We start from the raw sequence: 22,774 nt of genomic DNA on the forward strand, positions 1-22,774 counted from the left end.
AGGATCAATCATGTTAAGTCGTCTGTTCGTGGTGCTAACTTTATTCATTAGTTTCTCTGTTTTTGCTCATACAGAAACTGACTGCGCATCAGCCTTTACCACATTGGAAATTAATGCATGTCTTAATGAAGAACTTCAGCAAAAACAAGACCTCATGAAACATTATCTGGCGGCGGCAAAGCAACGTTATCACGATGAAACTCAAGTCATAGAAGCCATTGAAACAGGGCAATCCGCCTGGGAGGCTTATAAAAACGCCCATTGTGACAGCATTTACATCATTTGGATGGGCGGCACTATTCGTGGTGCCATGTCGCTTGGCTGTAAAATAAAGCTCACTCAGGTAAGAACCCATGAACTTTGGTCCAGCTACCTGATCTTCCCGGACAGCACGCCGGCATTACTGCCAGAGCCAGAATTACCACTTGATTAATATCATTGCCCAATCATGATGAGCTTGCCCGTTTTCGGGTCGCGATAGACTTGGCCAACAGACTCGTATCCATCAGCGCCACCCTGCATTCCCTCCGGTATCTGCGGTAACTCTTTCATCGATTGTAATTCCGTCAAGGCATGATCCGCCTGATTTTTCTCTGACTGGAAATGGTCTTGTAACTGACTGCTCATTGAGATCAATGCCGCGATCAAGCCGCAGGCAAACACCAACATTAAGTCTAATAGATTGGCCATAGGGCCTAATGGTTCATCATCATTGCCATCAAAACGACTATTGCGCCAACGTCTAGCCATGAGCTTGTTCCATTGAGGACAATACCTCCTCATACCAGCGTCGTCTTAACCGCCCTAAAACAAAACCGATAATGCCGACAAACAAACCCAACACCGTAGTATCAAATGCCACACTCATCGCGGTGGTTAAAATGCTTAATTCGCCATTACCCAAGGCTGATAAGCCGGGGCCAAGAGGAATCAGCGTTCCCATCAAACCGAGCATAGGCGCGATTCTGGCTAAAAAGTCACTTCGTTCGATTCGTTTAAACGCTAAGGTTTCAAACGCGTCAGTTTGGCCCGACTGTTGCCACTTCTTTAAACCAGAAAAACGCTCGGCTAGTGCAATACCTATATCTATAATGCTCAAGGCAGCAAACAGCATTAGTGCCCATATAACTGGTTCCAGTAAAAATCCCACTAAGTGATGCATCACACCTATCGACTGTGAACTCAACATAACTTACTCCTTAGCCTTTGAAGCAGGTGCACGCCCCCCTTTTGCAATACCGACCAGTACCAATAACATCACCAGACCTAATATCACATACAGCCAGAAACGTTGTTGCTGGTTTTGTTCTAGCTGTTGTTCCTCAGATGAATTTGTTTGTTGTTGCTCAGCCTGAGTCGCTGTTTGTTCAGTGACCTCGGCAATATGGCTTGGTGCATTAGGCAAATCCGCTTCTGGCATTTTTGCTGCGTTTAACACCTCAGCTAATTGCTGCTGGTGATTTGCATCTAAATAATCGTTTAACCAGACATACATCGGATGTGACGGCGTGGTATGACCACTTCCCGGCAGACCATTTGCTGCAACTAAATCGGTAAACTGCTGTGCCAGATCTTGTAAGGTCGACTCATCTGCCTGCCAAAAGCCTTTATATGCTGCAACCAGCATAATCGCGAGCATATTGCTTTTCACATGCACATTGTGATCTTGTTCAAGGAACTCATCTAAGCCGAGATCCAGACCATCATCGACATACACGCGTTTGACTTCATCCCATACCCAGCTTTTCACAATACCGGGATTGGTTACCTGCCAGCCCCATAGATACTCTAAAAACTCACTGCCCATGGTGCGCGCGCCAGCATAACCTTCATTCATCAGAGGTTTCAGCCACTGAGGATTCAAGTAGCGGCCTCGTAATTCGCTCAACAACACACTTTGTAAGGGATCGACCCGTAAATCACTACTATCACTATGTGCCAGAATATAATTATTCGGTGCCTGACCACGGCTGGTCTCAATGGCTAAACTCAGTCCACCCAAATAATCAAAGGCATCATTGTTATCCATGACGCCATACAGATTACTGCCTCGCCCCAAATAGGTTTGGCCGACATGTTTTAACCGCTGTTGAAACAGGGCCTGCTGTGCCTCGCCGTCCAGCTCTGCGCCATAAGCATGGCCCATGCGATGAATATACGTTTCCGCGACTTGTTCACGATTTTCCCAAGCACCTGAACGCTCCACCAAACGATTCACTCCCGCGCCATATGCGCCGGGAGGTGCGCCAAAAATACGGTAACTTGCTGTCAGCCCGGCTTCTTGTTGAGATATACCGGCTCGTAATGCCGCACTGGCATCAGCTACCCAACGAGCCGCCACTTGGTTCTGCTCTAAAGATTCAAACCCCGGCTTTTCTTTTATCTGCAAACGTTCCAAGGCGGCATCTAAAGATAATGTCAGCGCTGGATAATCACGGCGAATCAGCCCCGAAGAGGCATCTAAAGCCATTAAGACTGCTTGCTCCAACCACACTAACTGCGAACCATACAAATCACGAAATAAACCCGATGTGGTCAGTAACATATCCCGGCGGATACGCGGCGGATTTGAACTAAAGTCTGCTGAGGTCAGCTCTAACCGCTCCAATCCGCTAAAAATCCCACGGCTATTCCAGGTCGGTTTCACACCTAACATATCGTAAGCAAAGGCAATCATCGCACCTTCATCACGCACCACATCCGAGGCCCATAACACTAAAGCATCACTGTCCTGTTTAGCATTGGCTGGCGACTCAGCACGGGCTTTTTCTGCTAAAGCAATGCCAACTTTGTAGCCTAATCTGGATGGAATCAAGCTATCATCTAAGGCATAGAAATTACGCCCCGTAGGTAAAGCCGATGGTGTGCGAATCGGATCATTGCCTTTACCGGGCTCGACAAAATGGCCATTCAGAGCAGCCAGTAAAGCCGACATTTCTGCCGCCGGAGATTTGCGTAACAGTGGCTCCCAATTCTCCGTGGTTTGTTTGCCATTATTCATCGACGTCAGCATGGTTTGAATCGCTTTTTCAGACCAATCACGACCAAACACATGCAAACCTAACGGCATGAAATCTTCTTGCAGTGTGGTCAGGTAATGCCCGATTTCATGCACTAATAAATCATCATCTACCTGTTCAAATGAACTTAAGCCACGCACTTCCAATTCAGCTGACATATTGGCTGTCAGCTCATCTTCCAAATTCAACTCGGTAACCAAACGTTTCATTTCATCAATTGCACGGTCGCGCATTGCGCTGGCATTCACCGGTGCCGACTCATAACTTTCAACTACCTGACGAAGCGCCAATAATTGGTCATACAGTTCCGTGCTAGCCAGTGGCGGAGTAAGGTGATCAATCATTACAGCCAAACCACGGCGTTTCGCCTGAATGCCCTCGCCAACCCCGTCTACAATGTATGGATAAATACTGGGTAAATCAGCCAAAATCGCCTGCGGATAATCATTTTCCGCCATCCCCACACGATGTCGCGGTAGAAACTCGTAAGTGGAATGTCGGCCTAAATGCACTAAGGCATCGGCATGAAACTCATTTCTCAGCCATTGGTAAAAGGCCATATACTGATGTGGCGGTGGGAAGGATAAGTTCGCATGCAATAACTCCTCATTCAGCTCCCAGCCTCTTGGCGGTTGCGGTCCAACAAAAATATTGCCAAATTGAATACCGGGAATCAGGATTTTATGGTCATATACCATTACATTACCCGGTGCTTCTCCCCAGCCTCGTACACCTTCAATCCACTGCTGACTAATCGCCGTAATTAATTGCTCAGCCTGCTGCCAATCCATCTCGTCTGAACGTTGCTGATAAAGGATCTGGAGCTGAGTGAGTAATTGCAAAACACGATCCCGACCAGCATGCTCTGCCCCATCCACCACATGGCGGATATCTTCCATCACTCTGGCTAATAAGTGTTTTGCAATACTGGGATCTTTTAACGCTTTCGCTTGTTTTAAATTGGCGTGCAATAAACCCAGCGGTCCATTGACCATTTCCTGCTGTAATGACTCCGGTAAGGTATGAAACCAGGACAGATAAGTTTGGCTATCAACAGTATTTACGACGGATGACATGGCGGCCAGTGCTTCATGATCTTCTGGCAGGTTCACACCACGCTGCTGTAATAAGTCTAATAACTCCGCTGATGTTTTTGGCAGTTCACCCGTGTTGTAGCCACTATTGTTGAGTGAATGCAAAATATCGAATAAAGACTCCACCACATTTAAATTATCCGCCCCGATATTGTGACGGCCCGGCGGATGGTTGTAATAAATGATGGCGACTTTTTTATCCTGATTCGCTTTATTCTGCAATTGTTGCCAGCGTTTTAGACGCTGTGACAATAAGCTCACTTGTGAAGCAACTGGCTCAGAAAAAGCGAGTCTGGCACCGGTGAGCTTATCGACCTCAGCAGGTGTCATCGTCGCGACGACCATTGGTTGAGAAAGCCCCTGCAACTCAGGCATAGCGACCCGGTAATGCACCGAATCCCAGCTAATCCCGGCTTCAGACAGTTCCCACTCAGCACGGGTGCTGTCACTTAAACGCATCGCTTTGATAACTGGCACATCCAGTTCTTTTAACTCATCGGTGACCGCTTGCCGATGTTCAGAGCCACCTATTACAAAGTCTTGTAATGATACTATCGAGCTGATCTGTGATTTATGTTCTGTCAGTAGCTTAATCGCAGATAAACTGGCATCCCCCCAGGCAGTAAGCACTGACACACACCCGGTCTTTTCATCAGCTACGTTTTCGCAAACCGCATCCAGCAAAGCCTTTTCTCCGGGTCGTTCCCCGGTTTCATAATCGAGCAATACTACCCACGAAGATTTTGCTGAAAACTCAAACTGCTCTGGTAAGGTGATTTTACCTTGATGATAAAGTCTGAGCTGTGCAGCTAATTGCGGACGCTGAATCGTATCTTCATGTCGAACGATATGATGCAGATGATTAATTAAACCCTGCATATTTTCACTGTTTCTTCCTAACCAGAAGAAGCGCGTGATCAGCCAGGCTTGCTGTTCAGGATGTTGCTGTAATAGCGATGCCATCCATTGTTCAGTTGATAAGCTGGGATCAGGATGTTGCATCAACTTATCAGGCGGCCCGGCTAATAATGCTTTGCCATCAAGACTTGAGGCCATCACCAGACGTTGATCACTATGCAAAGCAATAAGATTGTTTAACAAACCTTTTTTGCTATATTCCACCAGTTGATTGGCGGTTTCGCCAAACACACCGCCAGCAAACACTAAATCTGACTGCTGCAATAACTGTGATTGCTTTTGTGTGGATAAATCTTGCCACTGCTCTGTTGTACGTATTTGTACAGAGACGGGCTGTTGCGATGTGTCTTTTAAAAATTCATGTGCACCTGATACCACTTCCGGTACATTCCTTGGCGTCACAATCAGTAAGAGTTGCTCAGCGAATGCTGATGCAGAGAAAAGAAACAGGACTAAACAGAGAACAATTCGGTTATACACAGCGCTTTCCATCAATATATAAAAACACTGAGCTATCAAACCATGTCGGAAAACCACACACCGCTTAACAACTCAAAGATGATTCGCCATTAAACGGTTTCCCGCTCCAACTGCACACCCCGGCCATCGGATAACAACGTTTTTATGGCAGATATCCTGGCTCACGCTTCATCACTCCCGACTCACCTTCCCGAAATCGACTAATTTCAGTGGTTTTACATCATCGTTGTCGGAAACTTCACGTATACAGTTGCGGGGACAGCTTCGGTTAAGAATTCCCTTTTAACTCTGGTAAGAGACCATAAAGACCTGAATTATACGTACATCGCTTAATAACAACCACGGTTTGGTGACGCATACAAAATCGCACACAATATTCATGCGCCAACTAAAGCTAGACAGTCAAAATAGCGATGGCTAATATCCCACAGAGACGCCATGTTTAATCGAGTGGCTCTGCTCCCTAATTTTCAGCGAAAAAATAACAAGAGGAATAAAAGGATGTTGAAAGAATTCAAAGAATTTGCAATGCGTGGCAATGTGTTAGACATGGCTGTGGGTATTATTATCGGTGGTGCGTTTGGCACGATTGTCAAAAGTCTGGTTGCTGACGTTATCATGCCACCTATCGGCCTGTTACTCGGAGGTGTCGACTTTTCAGACTTATTCGTTACCTTGAAAGAAGGAACTGTAGCGGGACCATATGCCACCCTCGCTAATGCTCAAGAAGCCGGCGCCGTGGTGATCAGTTATGGTGTCTTTATTAATGCGGTGATTAGCTTTCTGATCGTGGCTTTTGCTGTGTTCTTATTAATCCGCTCAGTCAATAAACTTCAACGTGAAAAAGAAGCTGAGCCAGCACCGACAGAAGCTACTAATAAAGAATGTCCAAAATGTTTTTCAACCATTCTAGTCAAAGCAACCCGTTGCCCGCATTGCACATCTGAAATTGCCTAAACAAAAAAGCCCCGACCAAATGGCCGGGGCTTTTTTTAGCTTTAGAGGCTGAGGGATGATTACATCATGCCGCCCATGCCACCCATTCCACCCATATCAGGCATTGAAGGCGCATCATCTTTCGGCAGTTCAGCAATCATCGCTTCTGTTGTCAGCATCAGACCAGCAACAGAACCTGCATTTTGCAGTGCAGTACGAGTCACTTTGGTTGGGTCAAGAATACCCATATCGATCATATCGCCGTATTCGCCTGTAGCCGCGTTGTAACCGAAGTTACCTTTGCCTGCAGCGACTTCGTTCAGGATAACAGAGGCTTCAGCACCCGCATTTGTAGCGATTTGACGTAAAGGTTCTTCCATTGCACGACGGGCAATTTTGATACCCATGTCTTGATCATGGTTGTCACCACGCAGTTCACCCAGAGAACCTTCTGCACGAACCAGAGCAACACCACCACCGGCAACAACGCCTTCTTCAACTGCGGCGCGAGTTGCATGCAACGCATCTTCAACACGTGCTTTCTTCTCTTTCATTTCCATTTCGGTAGCCGCACCAACACGGATAACCGCAACACCGCCAGCTAATTTAGCCACACGTTCTTGCAGTTTTTCTTTGTCGTAGTCAGAAGAAGACTCAGCGATTTGTGTACGAATTTGTTCAACACGTGCTTGGATTTCATCTGCACGGCCAGCACCATCAACGATAGTGGTGTTTTCTTTGCTGACAGTGATTTTCTTCGCTTGACCTAAGTGATCTAAAGTCACTTTTTCAAGGCTCAGACCGACTTCTTCAGAAATCACAGTACCACCAGTCAGAACAGCGATATCTTCTAACATCGCTTTACGACGATCACCAAAGCCAGGGGCTTTAACCGCACAGACTTTCACGATACCGCGCATATTGTTCACAACCAGTGTAGCTAATGCTTCACCTTCCACGTCTTCAGAGACAATCAGCAGCGGACGGCTTGATTTAGCCACTTGCTCCAGAGCTGGCAGTAAGTCACGGATGTTTGAGATTTTTTTGTCGAATAACAGCACATACGGATCTTCCAGTTCTGCTGTCATAGTTTGTTGGTCGTTAACAAAGTATGGAGACTGGTAACCACGGTCAAACTGCATACCTTCAACGACATCTAATTCGTTTTCAAAGCCGCTACCATCTTCAACAGTGATAACGCCTTCTTTACCGACTTTTTGCATCGCTTCAGCAATGATTTTACCGACTGATGCATCAGAGTTTGCTGAGATAGTACCTACTTGAGCAATGGCTTTATCATCATCGCAAGGAGATGACATAGTGCGTAATTGCTCAACCGCCGCTTGAACCGCTTTGTCGATACCACGTTTCAGATCCATTGGGTTCATACCTGCAGTAACGGCTTTCATACCTTCACGCAGAATCGCTTGTGCCAACACAGTCGCTGTAGTTGTACCATCACCAGCAGCATCAGAAGTGTGCGAAGCCACTTCTTTTACCATTTGTGCACCCATGTTTTCGTATTTGTTTTCCAGTTCGATTTCTTTCGCCACTGAAACACCGTCTTTCGTGACGGTTGGTGCGCCGAAGCTTTTATCTAAAACAACGTTACGACCTTTTGGTCCCAGTGTCACCTTAACCGCGTTGGCCAATGTATTGACACCTTTAACCATTAACTGACGTGCGTCTGCACCAAATTTGACTTCTTTAGCAGCCATTGTAGTTATTCCTCTTGTTCTTTAAAAAAAGCAAATGAGTCCAGGGATTAGCCTTCGATAACAGCAACGATGTCATCTTCACGCATGACTAACAGTTCTTCACCGTCAACCTTAACTTCAGTACCGGCATATTTGCCAAACAGTACTTTGTCACCCACTTTTACCGCCAAAGGGCGAACTTCGCCTGAATCTGTAACCTTGCCATCACCAGCAGCGAGAATTTCACCACGAGATGGTTTTTCTGCGGCGTTATCAGGGATAACGATACCGCCAGCGCTCATTGTTTCTTCTTCCATGCGACGAACAATCACACGATCATGAAGGGGACGAAGATTCATCTGTATTTCCTCCGAAAAATGTCTATTTAATGACTAACTTAAATTGTAGGGAACTCATACAATGGGGTTACAAAACCTGCTTTCAAGGGGACTAAGCAAAAAAATTTAAATTTTTTTATCGAAGATGATGTTTGTCATCGTCATCGACCACTTCCCCATCAATTACATCACCTTCACGATAATCAGATCGGTAACGTTGTTGTGAAAAAGCACCACTTCGATTTTGTGTGTACAAAATACGACGGTTCTTTGCCATATGCTTAATCACAAGCCTTCTTATATTAGGTATCAACAATAGAAAACCCAAAGTATCCGTGACGAATCCGGGGGTTAACAACATCGCCCCGGCGATGACCAGGCAGACACCTTCTAACATCTCCGTAGCAGGAATTTGCCCGCTTGCCAGCGACTGCTGTGCTCTTTGTAAGGTCTGAAAACCTTGCAAACGTAAAAGAAATGCACCTAATACGGCTGTCGCCACCACCAGAAAAATGGTCGGCAATGCACCAATAACATCGCCAACCTGAATCAAAACATAGATTTCAACGATGGGAATAATTAAAAACAGGAGAAATAAAAATCGAAACATAAGACGTCCATCGTAATAGTTATAACTATGGATATTGGTGCGACTTTGCTGATTTCAAGCCCTGATCGTAAATGTCGCCTAAATACAACAAAAATCAGGATTTGTATCACTGTCACAAAACTGTAACGTTTCCTTCATCATGCTGAAACAATACAGGCATAAGGTGTGCGGGACTTCGGCTCTTACCGAATTGATAAACCAACCTAGAGGATAGTCCCTTGAAATTGAAAACTACATCTTTATTAATTGCCGGTACCTTGTTTGGTGCAGCAATGTTGCCTGCACAGGCAAACAACGAAGCGATGGCTGACCTGTTAAAAGTCCTTCGTGACAAAGGCACCATCAGTGCTGAAGACTACAACATGTTGAAAAATGCTGCAGCTGCTGATCAAGAAAAAACTGAAGCGGCTCAAGCTGAAGTGAAAAAGCAAGTTGAAGAAGCAACAGCGAACATGCCTGTTATCGAAACTGACGGTAAATTAGTTATTGCTGACCGTGAAGGTAACTGGGAATTCCAACCTATCGGCCGTGTTATGTGGGATGCGATTGACACTGACGAAGATGATTCAGGTGCGGAAGATTTCCACGGTACTGAATTACGTCGTGCACGTTTAGGTTTTGAAGGTTCCATCTATGACTGGGGCTACAAATTTGAAGCAGACTTCGCTACCGGTGGTAATAGTGGTAGTGACTCTGAAGTATCGATCAAAGATGCATTCATCAGCTACGGAAACAAATTCAACGATTTAGCCTATGACGTGAAATTAGGTCAATCTCATATCGCTTACGGCTTAAACACAAAAATCAGCTCTAAATACATGACATTCATGGATCGCCCATGGTTTGCTGATAGCACCGTATCTCCTGCACGTGAAAGCGGTGCTGTTTTTTCATTAGCTGAAAAAGATTACAGATGGTTAGTGTCAGCTGGCCTAACTAACGGTGAAATTGAAGGTGGCTCAACAGACAGTAACGGTAGCACATTCTCAGCACGTGCTTCTTTCGTTCCTTACATGCAAGATAAAAATCACCTGATTCAAGTTGGTCTGGGTTATTTAACCAAGGGCGGCGGTGATGACTTCCGTTTCAGACAACGTCTTGTCAGTCATAAAGATGCTACACGTCATTTAGACACATCAACTTTTGAAATTGATGGTGCAGATGCTTACACAGTAGACGCCATGGGCGTATTTGGTTCATTCCATGCAATGGCTGAATACAACGACTTTACTGCAGAACGCACAGCTGGTTCTGATGTGGATATTACTGGCTACGCTGTTGAAGCTGGTTACTTCTTAACAGGCGAATCATTGAAATGGAAAAAAGGTTTTACCTCAGGTATTTCACCTAATTCTTCTGCAGGTGCATGGCAAATTGCAGCACGTTTCGAAACACTGGAGATTGATGACTCAGCTAATAGCGACGAAGCTGACAAATGGACTGTTGGTCTTAACTACTATCCGACAAAAAACACTCGTTTAATGTTGAACTATGACAAAGTTACTGACCTGAAAGTTGATGGCTCAAGCGTAAATTACGAACCATCTGCACTTAAATTCCGTGCACAAGCTTACTGGTAGGCCTTACCTCTGGAAAGCACTGATAAAAGCCTCACCCCAGGGTGGGGCTTTTTTCTGATTAGGAGATATTAGCAAGAGAAGATAAGACGATGACACAAGAAGAATTACACCACTATCACTCATTACAGGAAATTCTCAGTCATGGACGTCTGACAGCTCTGTTTCAACCCATTATATCTCTACACAACCAACAGATTTTTGGTTATGAGGCTTTGATAAGAGGCCCTTCGGATGGCCCTCTTCATTCACCTCTAACCTTATTTGATACAGCCCTTAAACATGATTGTTTGGCTGAATTGGATTTACTTTGTCGAGAAACTGCCATCAAACGCTATGGCCAACTCGGTCTCAAAGAAAAACTTTTCATCAATACGACCCCGGTCGCCATTTTAAATAGTGATTACCCACACGGCTTAACACTGCAATATGTTGAAGAAGCGGGGCTATCAGCACAGCAAGTCATTATTGAATTAACAGAACAATATCCAATTGATGATTATGAATTAATGCGAGCGGCCACTGAACACTATCGTGATATGGGTTTTTCTATTGCCATAGATGATTTAGGTGCCGGCTATTCCGGTTTACGTACCTGGTCTGAACTGAAACCTGACTTCGTTAAACTGGATCGTCACTTTATGCAAAATATCCATGAAGACAGGCAGAAACGTCAATTCGTACAATCAATGATAGATATTGCCCAGAGTATTGGCTGTCAGGTCATTGGTGAAGGCATTGAAGTACGGCAGGAATATATCACGGCCCAAAGTCTGGATATGCGTTTTGTGCAAGGCTATTACTTTGGCAGACCCAATCGCAATCCACAAAAAGAACTCGATGCCAGCCTGTTTGCACAGCGTAAAGAAACGGCCATGCAACGGACTGGTCGCCCCAGAGCCAACACATTAGTTAGCAGTCTGCTTACAGAATTAGACCCTGTCAGACATAACGATACGATAGATCGAATCTCTGAACGCTTCCAAAAGGCGCTCAAACTTAACGCCCTTCCGGTAATCGATGATAATAATCGCGTGGTCGGTATCGTTTGGCGTGATGATTTTATGACTATGTATGCGAGCCGTTTTGGTCGCGAACTCTATGGTAGAAAACCGATTAAAGATTTTATGGATAAAAATCCCATCGTTGTTGAAACTGAGTTGCCACTGAAAAAGCTCAGTTATCAAATCACCAGTCAGGAAGCACATCATCAGCACAGCGCGTTCGTCATTACTGAGCAAGGCCGCTATCGCGGTGTAGGAAGTTTAATGGACTTGCTACGTCAGATTACCGATATGCAAATCACCATGGCTCGCCATGCTAACCCACTAAGTGGTCTGCGGGAAATGTCCCATTAAGTGAGCATACCCGTGAGATTATTGAGCAAAGCCGTGACGCCACTGTCTGTTATTTCGATCTGGATAATTTCAAACCCTACAATGATATTTATGGTTATGGCAAAGGCGATAAAGTCATCAGCCTGACCGCCAAAACATTAACGGAACACGTCGATCAGGACATCGATTTTGTCGGTCATGTTGGCGGTGATGATTTTATTATCTTGTTTGAAAGCAAGGACTGGCAGGAACGCTGTCAGCAAATTTTGCATGCGTTCGAGACGCTTTACCCACAACTGTATAACTTAAGGCATCTTCAACAAGCAGGAATCAACGCAGTTGATCGGCATGGCAATGAAACATTCTATCCACTGCTTAGCTTATCTATCGGCGCGGTAAGAATTTTAGACTTTGCGAATATAAAAGCAGAAATTGATCTGACCGAATACGCCAGTAAAGCAAAATCAATGGCTAAACGGCTTACGGGTAACAGTCTGTATCAGCTCAAGCCAGCGAATGAGAACGAGGTTATCCAAAAGCCCCGTATACGTTTAGTCACCGAACAATAGCAGCCTGCTAGACAGCTGTTTCGTATGCAACCTGTTCCAGCACAAACTCGACACGTTGACGTACTTTTTCACGTGTCTCACGAAATAGGGCTATCACCTCTTCTTCTGTGCCTCGCATTTTTGCAGGGTCAGGTAGAGGCAGGTGAACCTTTACCGTATGGGGACTAAGCAATGGACACTGCTCTTCAGCGTTGTCACACAATGTCACTAACAAATCCGCCCATTCCAGCATTTCGCCGTTCACACGGATGGATTCCTGCTGAGAAATATCAATCCCAACTTCAGACATGATTTTAATCGCGCGCTGATTTTGCCCATGCGCTTCTATGCCAGCAGATTTAATCTCGACTTCTTCGCCGGCTAATGCTCTTGCCCAGCCTTCGGCCATTTGTGAACGGCATGAATTGCCTGTGCACAAGAACATGACTCTTATCTTTTCCATTTCTAACCCTTTTTTTATAGCAGGCCGACCATAACAAACCAATATGACAAAGCAGTTACGGTGACATAACATTTTGATTTATTGTTAATTCCTAATTCAGACTTGAAGCGAACAGCATCGCTTCTGTTAAAATGCCTGTTTATCAAAGAATGAAGATCTCAATTGTGAAAAAACTTATTGGTCATATCCTCATTTCAGCAGCGCTGCTGACACCTATCTTCGCCCAAGCACAGACTACGCGTTATGTGTCGGATAAACTCGAAATTACCATGCGAAATGGGCAAGGAGTGAAATTCAACATTCGTAAAATGCTGGAGTCCGGTACACGACTCGAAGTATTGGAAACCGACCCGGCAGGTTATTCAAAAGTCAGAACCACCGATGGTGTTGAAGGTTGGGTGTTAACCCGATATCTAACCAATACCCCCAGCGCGCGCGATCAACTTGAAGCCAGCCAAAAACGTGTTGCCAATCTGGAACTGGAAATTGCGAAATATAAAGAAGAGATATCGTCTTTAAGTGATCAGAACTCTGACGTTGATACACAAAATATGTCGTTAAAAGAAAAGTCACAACGTTTGAGTAAAGAACTGGACGACCTCCGTCGTACCGCGTCAAATGCCGTGGCTTTAGATAACGAAAATCGCCAACTGAAAGAAAAGCTGCAGGAAATCGATCACGAAAATCAGTCTCTGGTTATCGAAAACAATGCATTGAAAGATAACAGCACTCGTAGTTGGTTTCTGGTTGGCGCCGCAGTGTTATTTGCCGGAATTCTGTTAGGCATTATTCTACCTCGATTAAAGGTTCGTAAAAAGGATAGCTGGGGCAGCCTCTGATAACAGATTATTATCTCGTCAATAAAAAAGGACGCATCGAGCGTCCTTTTTTCTTCCTACAACCAGTCTATTAAGCACGCTTTTTGTGTCCATCTCTCAGATGAGACAAGCCTTCTCCAGCTAAAGAGCCACCATCAATCTGATACGCCTTACCAAAGCCTTTCACATAACGGCCACCGATAGGGTTTAGCTTAAATAACTTAAAATCGCTCAATTGACTTAAGTTTTGTATGCGATCGCCATGACGATCGGTTAAACACTGAATACCCACATCCCAGTCTGCAGAATCGACTGGCAATAGTTCTGTGGTCGGACTAGCGGGAGCATTTGAACAGAAACTTACGGTATCGCCCTCGCGGAGCCAGCTCAAACCGTAAAACCCTGTACAAAATCACCCTGGTCGCTTTATCTCTGAATAATCCTCATGATGATTGCTCGCCATTTTCAAGGGTTCTTCCACTGGCTGCCTTTGGCGGCATCAATGTACTTGTAGAGCGTGGGCTTTGAAATCCCCATCATTTTGCAGATTTGATCCACCGTGTGTTTCTTCTCGTCGTATAACTTCACGGCCAGGGCCTGTTTGTCTTTGTTGAGTGCTTTGGGCCTGCCGCCTTTTCGTCCACGTGCTCGCGCCGCCTGGAGGCCTGCCTGGGTACGTTCGCGGATCAGGTTACGTTCGAACTCGGCTAACGCACCGAAGATATGAAAGATTAGCTTGCCGGAGCTGGATGAGGTGTCGATGGCTTCCTGGAGGCTCTTCAAGCCAATCCCCTTGAATTCAAGCAACGTCACCATCTCGATCAAGTCTTTTAGTGACCGGCTGAGCCGATCTAGTCGCCAGACCACTATGGTGTCACCGGCTCTCGCATACTGCAAAGCCTGGTGCAGTCCTGGTCGTTCAGCTTTGGCACCGCTAAGTTGATCCTCGAAGATATTTTCACACCCAGCTTGGCTGAGAGCATCTCTTTGCAAGTTGAGGTTTTGATCATCGGTCGAGACTCGTGCATAACCAACCAGCATATGCTTCTCACTCTCCAGGCAAACTTTACAAATTTCGGGCTTCTTCCGCCGAGCCTAAAAAGTTGGCGGTTATCGCAGCTACCCGGTCATCACTCAAAAGTTAATATACTCGTTGGGCAAAAATGAATATTAACATTGAAATATTGACCCAGTATATTAACTTCACCTCTGCTGCAATTCCGTTGCCTTTTAAGGGTCGTACGGATTGGTTAATAAAACGAGGGTTTTCTTTACCGCTCCAAAATCAGAGCGTTCTATAGTTATTAGAATTACATTATAATTGAATTATCATAGTTATGATGTGAGGAACTTAAAGGTGGAGAACAAGACAGCGCGTTTTACCGTATTGATGGACCCACGAAAAAAACAAGCCTTCGAAAGACTGTGTGCTTCCCAGGATTTAACCCCGTCTCAGGTTGTCAGGCAGCTGATCCGCGAATACCTGGAGAAGCACGATGTGAGTTACTTGGAGGATGAGTCAAATGCAGTCAACAATCCGCAGGTGAAACTTTAGTCACAATCTTTTTTGCTGCGTTGCTCAGACGATGACAAAAAATATTTACGGCTAGTATTAAGAAATTGTTGAACAGGATCGCTTTCGGCTACTTTCTGGCTATGTTGCTCCTCTGCGCTTTCATTTCGACGCGTTTTCAGAAAATCCAATGCCTCATCAAAACTAGAGAAATGGTTCGTTTCGCCAATTAAATTGATGATCCCAACCTTTATTAATTTATCCCTGACGCGACTGTTAGCGCCGGAGAGCATGACATTGACTCCGCGTTTTTGAAGGTCTCTTATGACTTCTTCCAGCGTTTGTAACCCCGTTATGTCAATAAACGGCACCCATTTTAAACGAATGATCAGATGCTGCGGGTCCGTATGGGTTCCAGCCAAGGCTCGTTCGAAATTTTCAACCGCACCAAAGAAGAAAGGGCCTTCTACAGCAAAAACCAACACACCTGGTGGAAGGTTAATAAAGCCTTTATGAGAAAATTCCTGTGTCAGTTCCTGCTCGGTAGACTGTCGCACTTCGACGCTGGTAGCCATTCTCCGAAGAAAATGGAGAGTTGCCAATATAACACCAATATTGACCGCGACAACCAGATCCGCAAATACGGTCAGAGTAAAGGTCACTAACAAGATGGCAACGTCTGCGCGAGGTGCACGGCGCACCATTTTAACAAAATGCTTGGCTTCACTCATGTTCCAAGCCACTACAAAAAGTATGGCCGCTAATGTTGCGAGTGGAATATGCACGGCCAAGGGAGCTAGTAGCAGCAAAATAACAATCAACGTAATCGAGTGAACAATACCAGCAATAGGGCTTGTGCCACCATTGCGAATATTGGTCGCTGTTCTTGCAATTGCCCCAGTCGCTGCAAAACCGCCAAAAAAAGGCGCGATAATATTTGCCAACCCCTGGCCAACCAGTTCCTGATTGGAGTCATGCCGAGTGCCGGCCATTCCGTCAGCCACGACGGCAGACAATAGAGACTCTATGGCGCCTAACATGGCTATCGTAAAAGCCGGACCAATCAATTCAATGACTTCTCCCCACGTGATAGAAGGAGCGGCAAACTCTGGTAATCCGTGTGGAATGCCGCCGAAAGCCGTGCCAATCGTCTTTATACCTTCAAACTGAAAGGTTATTTGAATTAAGGTTGTCACGACTAAAGCTACCAAAGGGCCTGGGACACGCTTCAGACCAGGCAGTTTGGGACTGTAAATGACCAACGAAATTGCGAGCACAGCTAATAAAGTGGTTGCGAGGTCAAACTGGGGAAATACCTGCAGTAAGTTATACAGTTTGGTGTGAAAGTGCTCCCCGACTACCTCGGGCAGCCCAAAAAAATATTTCCATTGTCCGACCCAGATAATGACGCCAATTCCGGCTGTAAATCCAACGATGACAGGATCCGGGATAAACTTTATGATACCGCCCATTTTCGCCAAGCCAAGCAACAACAAGATCACACCTGCCATCAGGCTTGCGATCTGCAAACCTTCAATACCGTATTTTGCGGTGATCCCAGATAAAACGACAATAAAAGCGCCGGTGGGGCCGGCAATTTGAAGTCGGGTTCCCCCAAATATAGATACAAACAAACCGGCAACAATTGCGGTATATAGGCCTTGTTCGGGTTTCGCACCCGATGCAATCGCAAATGCCATAGCAAGAGGTAAAGCCACAACACCAACAATCACGCCTGCAACAATATTGCTAAGCCAATGATTTCGGTTAAGAAGCCCCGCTTTTTTTGCCTCCAAAATCGCTAACATGGTTGTGCCCTACACTGGAATAACATGATAATAATATTATCATATAATTATCATGTATCAGCAATTGGTATACTTGATGCTATGACTGCGGCTCCAGGATTCCTTAAAACGAAAAAACGCTATCAATCCATTGCGCTACCTCATGATTTCTCCGATGAGGAAATGGTCAGAGACTGGACGCTATCGGAGGCAGACAAGAAAGAAGTCAATCGCTACCGCACCAACTCCCGCTTGTTCATTGCTATTCAACTTTGTGCCGTGCGCCTGTATGGCCGTTTCCTAGTGGAGGTCAACGATCTGTCGCGACGCATTGTAAGCTACCTAAACAGCCAGCTCGAATTACCACCATCGCTGACCATCAACACCCCGGATCGGGATGCCACTTTTTCCGAGCAACGCAAAAACATCCTGACCTACCTGGGCTTTTCCAAATACGATGACAACGCCGGGGCCTGCTTGGAAAAGTGGTTGTCGAAACAGGCCGGGCAAGGTTGCTTACCGGACGAACTGTTTTTGCGGGCAGAGCAGTATTTACTGAATGCCAAGGTGATCCTGCCAGGACCAAGTGTTATGGAACGCTTGATTATCAGTGTTTGCTCTGATGTGCATGAGCGACTGTTTGAATCTCTTTACCAGCAATTATCAGCGGAAATCCGGCGAGCCATCGATGAGCTGTTGACCGCCGTACCTGGAGATCAGCGTTCACTGTTCTACCATCTGAAAGAATATCCACCTTCGGCCACCATCACTTCGATTCAAAGCTACTTGGAGCGGTACTGGTCTCTTGATGGTACCGGCATCGATGCCATTGAATCCCGAATCGTGGATCCGGCCTTTATGGATTACCTCTACAAACTGGCGCGCCGTTACAATGCCAAGGACATCAAACGGTTCAAGGAAAACAAACGCTATTCTCTGATGCTGTGTTTCCTGCTGGAAACACGCAAGGTAGTGCTGGATCACCTGGTGAAAATGCACGACCAGTACATACTGGATATGCTGCGTAAGGGAAAGCAGGTTCACGAGAAAAAGCACCGTGAATTTCGCAAACGCCAAAAGAAAGCCATCGATATGGTGCTCAATGTCACCCACTTGCTCCTGGAATGGCCAGATGACAGTCCGTTGAACAAGGTGGATTTGTGGCAACGTATTGATGAAAAGAAGCTGCTGGAATCCGTAGATGATTTACATATCTTCAAGCGCCTGGAAGAGCGCGGCTATGGTAATCTGCTACTGGCCCGTTATCCCAGTTTGCGCAAGTATTTCCCGGAATTCCTGCACCTGCCGTTCCAGGCCAAGCCCGGTAGCGAACCACTCCTGAAGTCCATACACCTGATACGCCAGCTCGACGCCGGTGAACTGAAAATCCTGCCCGAAGATGTGCCGACTTACTTCATTCCCAAGGAGCTGCGACGCTGCCTGAAAGGCAAAAACGGCAAAATCCAGCGCAACGCCTGGGAACTGGGCGTGGCGATGGCTATGAAGGAGGCTCTTCGCTCCGGGGACTTGTTTCTGCCCAAGAGCAAACAGCACGTCTCTTTCTGGGATTTGATGCTGAACCCGTATCGTTGGGAGGACACCCGCGAAGCCGCCTACAAGGACCTTCAGCAACCGTTCAAAGACCAGGTAAAAGCACAATTGATTCTGCAATTCCACCAGAGCGTGGGCGAAGCAGACAAGCGTTTCGACCTGGATACCTTCGCTGTCATCAAGGGTGGCAATCTCAAGCTGAAACGCGACGACAAGGCAGAAATACCGGAGGCGGTAAAGAAACTCCAGAAGGTCATTGATGCCAGTATGCCTACCATTCGCATTGAGCAATTACTGATGGAAGTGGACAGGGAAACCAATTTCAGCCGCCACTTTATCCCGGTACAGCAGCACCATTCCAGGCCGAAGAAATTTTACAAAACGCTGATCTCAGCACTGATCTCCCAAGCCACTAACCTGGGCGTGGTAGCGATGAGCGCGAGCGTCGATGGTGTGACAGTGGATATGCTGCGCCACGTCTTGCAGTTCTACGTGCGCGAAGAAACCATCACAGCGGCCAGTGCCGAGATTGTGAACCAGCATCACCAGTTGCCGTTTAGTGTGGTACACGGCGCTGGCCAAGTGTCGTCATCGGATGCACAACGCTTCCGTATCCGGGCCGACAGCCTGTTGGCGGCTTACTATCCTCGATACTACGGCTACTATGAGAAAGCGATCGGCATCTATACCCATGTGTCCGATCAATACTCGGTATACAGCACCAAGGCCATTTCCTGTAATCCAAGGGAAGCCCTGTACGTTCTCGATGGCCTGCTGGAAAACAATACGATCTTGCAGATCCGCGAACATACTACCGACACCCATGGCTACACCGAAATCATCTTTGCGCTGTGCTACTTGCTGGGGTACTACTTCATGCCCCGGATCCGCGACCTCAAGGATCAGCAGCTCTACCGGGTGGAGCGCAATGTCAATTACGGTGTATTCACCCCTTTACTGAACAAGACGGCGGATTTGGATATTGTTGAAGAACAGTGGGATGAAATGATTCATGTAGCCACGTCGTTAAAAGAACGTACGGCACCGGCGCACGTAATTGTGGAGCGGCTGACCAACAGCTTTCCCTCTGACAGGTTGGCGAAGGCCTTCACCAATCTGGGCAGGATCATTAAAACCGAGTACATCCTGCGTTACATTACCGACAAGGATTTGCGCCGAACGGTTCAACTCCAGCTCAACAAAGGTGAGTACCGGCACAATCTTCCACGCTGGATCTTCTTTGCCAACCAGGGTGAGTTCACCACCGGTGACTACCTGGAGATCATGAACAAGGCGAGCGCGTTGAGCCTGGTATCCAATGCTATCTTGTACTGGAACACATCCAGGATCAGCAAAATCGTCGATGAACTCCGAAAACAAGGTGAGACAGTAGACGATGACCTTCTAGCCCATATCTCCCTATTGCCGTACAAACACGTGTTGCCGAATGGAACATACTTTGTCGAAGGAGAGGCTAAATCCGATGATGAGTAATAATTCCTAAGCGTATGTTTTCTTACCGCTGGACTTCACTGGTTATTTTACAGACAGGGTAATTCTGCTCAGAAATTTACGGTTTGGGATGAACCGACAAAGGGGAAACCGTAAGTTTCTGTTCAAATGCCCCCGCTAGTCCATCACTAGCGAGTGGAAACCTAGCTCAGGCCATGTTTTTTTACATGGTAAAAATGTGAATGAATGGTCTCGTCGAGAGCGTGCGAAACACTTAGGTATTTTGCCCCAATCATCACAATTAACCTTTCCCTTTAGTGCAAGTGAAGTCGTGGCGATAGGTGCGACGCCGCTGTCTCTATCTGCTGATGAGTTAGCTCAGCAAACACGATTTTGGATGGAAAAAACCGATACCTGGCAATTTGCCGATCGGTTGTTCACCAGCCTCTCTGGTGGAGAGCGGCAACGCGTGCAGCTAGCGCGAATATTACTCCAGGTATCACAAGCCGAAAAACCACCTGTTGTTTTGTTGGATGAACCCACATCAGCACAAGACTTAGGTCAACAGCATCATTTATTACAACTCGTTCGTCAGCTTAGTCATGAATCACAATTCTCGATCGTGGCCATTTTGCATGATCTTAACCAAGCAACGCGTTATGCCGATAAGATTTGGTTGCTAAATCAGGGTAAAATGTTTGCTCAAGGTTCACCACAGGCGATATTAACACCTGATACCGTCAGTGCGGTCTGGGGTTATATTCCTGAGAAACTGATCACCCAAGCAGGAAACAACGTTCTAATTTAATGACTTTATATGACTGACAAAAGCAGCTATGAGCTGAGCGGCATCCTCAAGCAAGCCCTTCTGTACAAAAAGCATCTCGTCAAAGCCAATATCATTGCGCTACTGGCGACACTCTGTGCCGTGCCTGTTCCTCTATTATTGCCTCTGATGGTTGACGAAGTGTTACTCGAAGAGCCAGGCCCAACCGTCGCCTTCATTCAGCAATTCAGTCCAGATAGCTGGCATGGTCCGGTTTTATATATTTTGGCTGTGTTGTTATTTACATTGGTGTTACGTGTGGCATCGGTCATTTTGAATGTGGCTCAGTCACGTTATTTCACCCTTATTGCTAAACGCATCACCTTCCGCATTCGGCAAAAACTGATTAAACGGCTGGGTAGAATTGCCATCAGTGAATATGAGACCCGTGGTAGCGCGGGCATTGCCTCACATTTTGTTACCGATATTGAGGTGATTGATAATTTTATCGGCAATACCATCAGTCGATTTATCGTAGCGACACTAAGTATTATCGGTACAGCAGTGATATTGCTGTTTTTACACTGGCAACTGGCGTTATTAATTTTGTTTATGAATCCGCTGGTGATCTATTTCACTATGGTGGTTGGTAAACATGTCAAAGAGCTTAAAAAGAAAGAAAACGCCGCCTTTGAGATTTTCCAACAGAGCCTGACTGAAACACTGGATGGTATTCAGCAAATACGTACCGCTAACCGTGAAAAACATTATCTACTTCGTGTTATCGATAATGCACGTCAAGTGAGAAACCATGCCTCGGAATTTGCCTGGAAAAGTGATGCGGCAAACCGCTTTTCCTTTGTGATATTTCTGTTTGGCTTTGATGTGTTTAGAGCTGTCAGCATGTTTATGGTGATTTTCTCAAACTTAAGTATTGGTGAGATGTTCGCCGTATTTGGTTATCTCTGGTTTATGATGAGCCCGGTGCAAGAAATACTGAATATCCAATATTCGTTTTATTCTGCCAGCGCCGCCGTTTCACGACTCAATAGCTTATTCAGCATGCATGAGGAAGTGACTTATCCAAATGAGGTCAATCCTTTTGTAGATGGGCAGCCGAGCAGCATTCGTATAGAAAACCTACACTTTAAATATGGTGATAATAATAAAGTGCTTAGCGGCGTTTCGCTGAATATCAACGCAGGTGAAAAGGTCGCTTTAGTCGGCGCCAGCGGTGCAGGGAAATCAACGCTGGTGAATGTCTTACTGGGTTTATATCCCGCTGATGAAGGCATGGTATTTTTTAATGATGTGCCTGTCAGTAAGATCGGTTTAGATACCGTTCGGGAGCACGTCTCGACTGTATTGCAAAGCCCCGCTTTATTTAATGATACCGTTCGTCAAAATATAACGATGGGCCGTGTTTATAAAGATGAGGCTATCTGGGAGGCCATTCGAATTGCTCAGATAGAAACGGTGATTCAGGATCTCCCTCAGCAACTAGATACCATCATAGGTCGTGATGGCGTGAAGTTATCTGGTGGTCAACGTCAGCGTCTGGCGATTGCCCGCATGGCATTAGTCAATCCCAGCGTTGTAGTTCTCGATGAAGCCACATCGGCTTTAGATAGTGAAACGGAATATCAGCTACATAATGCCTTAGAAAACTATCTGCAAAATCGTACTACCATCATTATTGCTCACCGCCTGAGTGCCGTAAAACAAGCCGATCGGATTATTGTGTTTGATGGTGGCGAAATTATTGCTGAAGGCAGCCATGATTCATTAATTAATCAGGATGGTTTGTACCAAAAGCTTTACGCACAACAGATATAAAAAAGCCCGGTCGAACCGGGCTTTTTTTTATTT

The 22,774-nt window shown here is 46.0% G+C and carries 20 protein-coding genes and 1 riboswitch; of the genes, 10 read left to right on the forward strand and 10 right to left on the reverse strand.

The window, feature by feature from the left end; all coding sequences use genetic code 11:
• Nucleotides 1-10: 10 nt before the first annotated feature.
• On the forward strand, nt 11-433 hold the full coding sequence (locus MAMP_RS00100; protein ID WP_007143913.1) for a lysozyme inhibitor LprI family protein: 423 nt from the start codon (nt 11-13) through the stop codon (nt 431-433).
• Nucleotides 434-435: 2 nt separating this feature from the next.
• On the opposite strand, the gene MAMP_RS00105 is transcribed toward MAMP_RS00100, so the two are convergent.
• From MAMP_RS00105 to MAMP_RS00115, 3 genes are read right to left on the reverse strand one after another with little or no spacing between them, the layout of a single operon-like run.
• Nucleotides 436-750, reverse strand: a complete 315-nt coding sequence (locus tag MAMP_RS00105) for a DUF2149 domain-containing protein (protein WP_007143914.1) — start codon at nt 748-750, stop codon at nt 436-438.
• The gene (locus MAMP_RS00110) at nt 743-1,189 is read right to left on the reverse strand and encodes a MotA/TolQ/ExbB proton channel family protein (RefSeq protein WP_007143915.1); all 447 of its coding nucleotides are present in this window, start codon (nt 1,187-1,189) and stop codon (nt 743-745) included. Before MAMP_RS00110 ends, MAMP_RS00105 begins: the two co-directional genes overlap by 8 nt.
• Before the next feature lie 3 nt (nt 1,190-1,192).
• Entirely contained in the window at nt 1,193-5,512 is a 4,320-nt protein-coding gene (locus MAMP_RS00115; RefSeq protein WP_202796098.1) for a cobaltochelatase subunit CobN, read from the reverse strand.
• A 129-nt stretch (nt 5,513-5,641) separates the two neighbouring features.
• Nucleotides 5,642-5,831: riboswitch (cobalamin riboswitch) on the reverse strand.
• Nucleotides 5,832-6,013: 182 nt separating this feature from the next.
• Here MAMP_RS00115 and mscL point away from each other — a divergent pair.
• The gene (gene mscL / locus MAMP_RS00120; RefSeq protein WP_007143918.1) at nt 6,014-6,469 is read left to right on the forward strand and encodes a large conductance mechanosensitive channel protein MscL; all 456 of its coding nucleotides are present in this window, start codon (nt 6,014-6,016) and stop codon (nt 6,467-6,469) included.
• A gap of 59 nt (nt 6,470-6,528) precedes the next feature.
• On the opposite strand, the gene groL is transcribed toward mscL, so the two are convergent.
• The 3 genes from groL to MAMP_RS00135 form a co-directional block, all read right to left on the reverse strand.
• The gene (gene groL / locus MAMP_RS00125; RefSeq protein WP_007143919.1) at nt 6,529-8,166 is read right to left on the reverse strand and encodes a chaperonin GroEL; all 1,638 of its coding nucleotides are present in this window, start codon (nt 8,164-8,166) and stop codon (nt 6,529-6,531) included.
• Between the two features lie 47 nt (nt 8,167-8,213).
• Nucleotides 8,214-8,504, reverse strand: coding sequence for a co-chaperone GroES (groES, locus tag MAMP_RS00130; RefSeq protein ID WP_007143920.1), 291 nt, complete (start codon nt 8,502-8,504; stop codon nt 8,214-8,216).
• Nucleotides 8,505-8,619: 115 nt separating this feature from the next.
• Nucleotides 8,620-9,093 (reverse strand): FxsA family protein, encoded by a 474-nt coding sequence (locus MAMP_RS00135; RefSeq protein ID WP_007143921.1) that lies wholly within the window; start codon nt 9,091-9,093, stop codon nt 8,620-8,622.
• Between the two features lie 218 nt (nt 9,094-9,311).
• Between MAMP_RS00135 and MAMP_RS00140 the strand changes: the two genes are divergently transcribed.
• The 3 genes from MAMP_RS00140 to MAMP_RS16340 all read left to right on the forward strand — a co-directional run bounded on the left by MAMP_RS00140 (nt 9,312) and on the right by MAMP_RS16340 (nt 12,576).
• A complete protein-coding gene (locus MAMP_RS00140) occupies nt 9,312-10,673 on the forward strand; it encodes an OprO/OprP family phosphate-selective porin (RefSeq protein ID WP_007143922.1) in 1,362 nt (453 codons plus the stop codon).
• 89 nt (nt 10,674-10,762) lie between these two features.
• Entirely contained in the window at nt 10,763-12,028 is a 1,266-nt protein-coding gene (locus MAMP_RS00145; RefSeq protein WP_007143923.1) for an EAL domain-containing protein, read from the forward strand.
• Nucleotides 12,029-12,087: 59 nt separating this feature from the next.
• Nucleotides 12,088-12,576 (forward strand): diguanylate cyclase, encoded by a 489-nt coding sequence (locus MAMP_RS16340; RefSeq protein WP_237701209.1) that lies wholly within the window; start codon nt 12,088-12,090, stop codon nt 12,574-12,576.
• A gap of 7 nt (nt 12,577-12,583) precedes the next feature.
• On the opposite strand, the gene MAMP_RS00150 is transcribed toward MAMP_RS16340, so the two are convergent.
• Nucleotides 12,584-13,018 carry an arsenate reductase ArsC gene (locus MAMP_RS00150; RefSeq protein WP_083821519.1) on the reverse strand — a complete coding sequence of 145 codons (435 nt, stop codon included), beginning with the start codon at nt 13,016-13,018 and terminating at the stop codon, nt 12,584-12,586.
• Between the two features lie 164 nt (nt 13,019-13,182).
• Here MAMP_RS00150 and MAMP_RS00155 point away from each other — a divergent pair, with 164 nt between their 5' ends.
• Nucleotides 13,183-13,857 (forward strand): TIGR04211 family SH3 domain-containing protein, encoded by a 675-nt coding sequence (locus tag MAMP_RS00155; protein WP_050797534.1) that lies wholly within the window; start codon nt 13,183-13,185, stop codon nt 13,855-13,857.
• A gap of 70 nt (nt 13,858-13,927) precedes the next feature.
• Here MAMP_RS00155 and MAMP_RS00160 read toward each other — a convergent pair whose 3' ends face one another.
• Entirely contained in the window at nt 13,928-14,227 is a 300-nt protein-coding gene (locus MAMP_RS00160; RefSeq protein ID WP_237701181.1) for a hypothetical protein, read from the reverse strand.
• 74 nt (nt 14,228-14,301) lie between these two features.
• Nucleotides 14,302-14,877 (reverse strand): recombinase family protein, encoded by a 576-nt coding sequence (locus tag MAMP_RS00165; protein WP_007143928.1) that lies wholly within the window; start codon nt 14,875-14,877, stop codon nt 14,302-14,304.
• Nucleotides 14,878-15,193: 316 nt separating this feature from the next.
• Between MAMP_RS00165 and MAMP_RS16345 the strand changes: the two genes are divergently transcribed.
• The gene (locus tag MAMP_RS16345; RefSeq protein ID WP_040576087.1) at nt 15,194-15,391 is read left to right on the forward strand and encodes a CopG family transcriptional regulator; all 198 of its coding nucleotides are present in this window, start codon (nt 15,194-15,196) and stop codon (nt 15,389-15,391) included.
• On the opposite strand, the gene MAMP_RS00175 is transcribed toward MAMP_RS16345, so the two are convergent.
• Complete coding sequence (locus tag MAMP_RS00175) at nt 15,388-17,157, reverse strand: SulP family inorganic anion transporter (protein ID WP_007143929.1); 1,770 nt, start codon at nt 17,155-17,157, stop codon at nt 15,388-15,390. The genes MAMP_RS16345 and MAMP_RS00175 overlap by 4 nt on opposite strands.
• Nucleotides 17,158-17,238: 81 nt before the next feature.
• Here MAMP_RS00175 and MAMP_RS00180 point away from each other — a divergent pair, with 81 nt between their 5' ends.
• From MAMP_RS00180 to MAMP_RS00190, 3 genes are all read left to right on the forward strand, one after another.
• Nucleotides 17,239-20,181, forward strand: coding sequence for a Tn3 family transposase (locus MAMP_RS00180; protein ID WP_040576289.1), 2,943 nt, complete (start codon nt 17,239-17,241; stop codon nt 20,179-20,181).
• A gap of 142 nt (nt 20,182-20,323) precedes the next feature.
• Complete coding sequence (locus MAMP_RS00185; RefSeq protein ID WP_083821396.1) at nt 20,324-20,947, forward strand: ATP-binding cassette domain-containing protein; 624 nt, start codon at nt 20,324-20,326, stop codon at nt 20,945-20,947.
• A gap of 9 nt (nt 20,948-20,956) precedes the next feature.
• Nucleotides 20,957-22,741 carry an ABC transporter ATP-binding protein gene (locus tag MAMP_RS00190; RefSeq protein ID WP_007143932.1) on the forward strand — a complete coding sequence of 595 codons (1,785 nt, stop codon included), beginning with the start codon at nt 20,957-20,959 and terminating at the stop codon, nt 22,739-22,741.
• The last annotated feature ends 33 nt before the right edge of the window (nt 22,742-22,774 follow it).

The organism is Methylophaga thalassica MP (assembly GCF_000214595.1).
In the GTDB taxonomy this organism is placed as follows: Bacteria; Pseudomonadota; Gammaproteobacteria; order Nitrosococcales; family Methylophagaceae; genus Methylophaga; species Methylophaga thalassica.

Excerpts from the sequence above, each read along its gene's own strand:
- MAMP_RS00180 (WP_040576289.1), top strand. The coding sequence starts at position 17,239 with ATGACTGCGGCTCCAGGATTCCTTAAAACGAAAAAACGCTATCAATCC.
- MAMP_RS00105 (WP_007143914.1), bottom strand. The coding sequence starts at position 750 with ATGGCTAGACGTTGGCGCAATAGTCGTTTTGATGGCAATGATGATGAA.
- MAMP_RS00110 (WP_007143915.1), bottom strand. The coding sequence starts at position 1,189 with ATGTTGAGTTCACAGTCGATAGGTGTGATGCATCACTTAGTGGGATTT.
- MAMP_RS00190 (WP_007143932.1), top strand. The coding sequence starts at position 20,957 with ATGACTGACAAAAGCAGCTATGAGCTGAGCGGCATCCTCAAGCAAGCC.
- MAMP_RS00165 (WP_007143928.1), bottom strand. The coding sequence starts at position 14,877 with ATGCTGGTTGGTTATGCACGAGTCTCGACCGATGATCAAAACCTCAAC.
- MAMP_RS00175 (WP_007143929.1), bottom strand. The coding sequence starts at position 17,157 with ATGTTAGCGATTTTGGAGGCAAAAAAAGCGGGGCTTCTTAACCGAAAT.
- MAMP_RS00145 (WP_007143923.1), top strand. The coding sequence starts at position 10,763 with ATGACACAAGAAGAATTACACCACTATCACTCATTACAGGAAATTCTC.
- groL (WP_007143919.1), bottom strand. The coding sequence starts at position 8,166 with ATGGCTGCTAAAGAAGTCAAATTTGGTGCAGACGCACGTCAGTTAATG.
- mscL (WP_007143918.1), top strand. The coding sequence starts at position 6,014 with ATGTTGAAAGAATTCAAAGAATTTGCAATGCGTGGCAATGTGTTAGAC.
- MAMP_RS00100 (WP_007143913.1), top strand. The coding sequence starts at position 11 with ATGTTAAGTCGTCTGTTCGTGGTGCTAACTTTATTCATTAGTTTCTCT.
- MAMP_RS00150 (WP_083821519.1), bottom strand. The coding sequence starts at position 13,018 with ATGGAAAAGATAAGAGTCATGTTCTTGTGCACAGGCAATTCATGCCGT.
- MAMP_RS00135 (WP_007143921.1), bottom strand. The coding sequence starts at position 9,093 with ATGTTTCGATTTTTATTTCTCCTGTTTTTAATTATTCCCATCGTTGAA.
- groES (WP_007143920.1), bottom strand. The coding sequence starts at position 8,504 with ATGAATCTTCGTCCCCTTCATGATCGTGTGATTGTTCGTCGCATGGAA.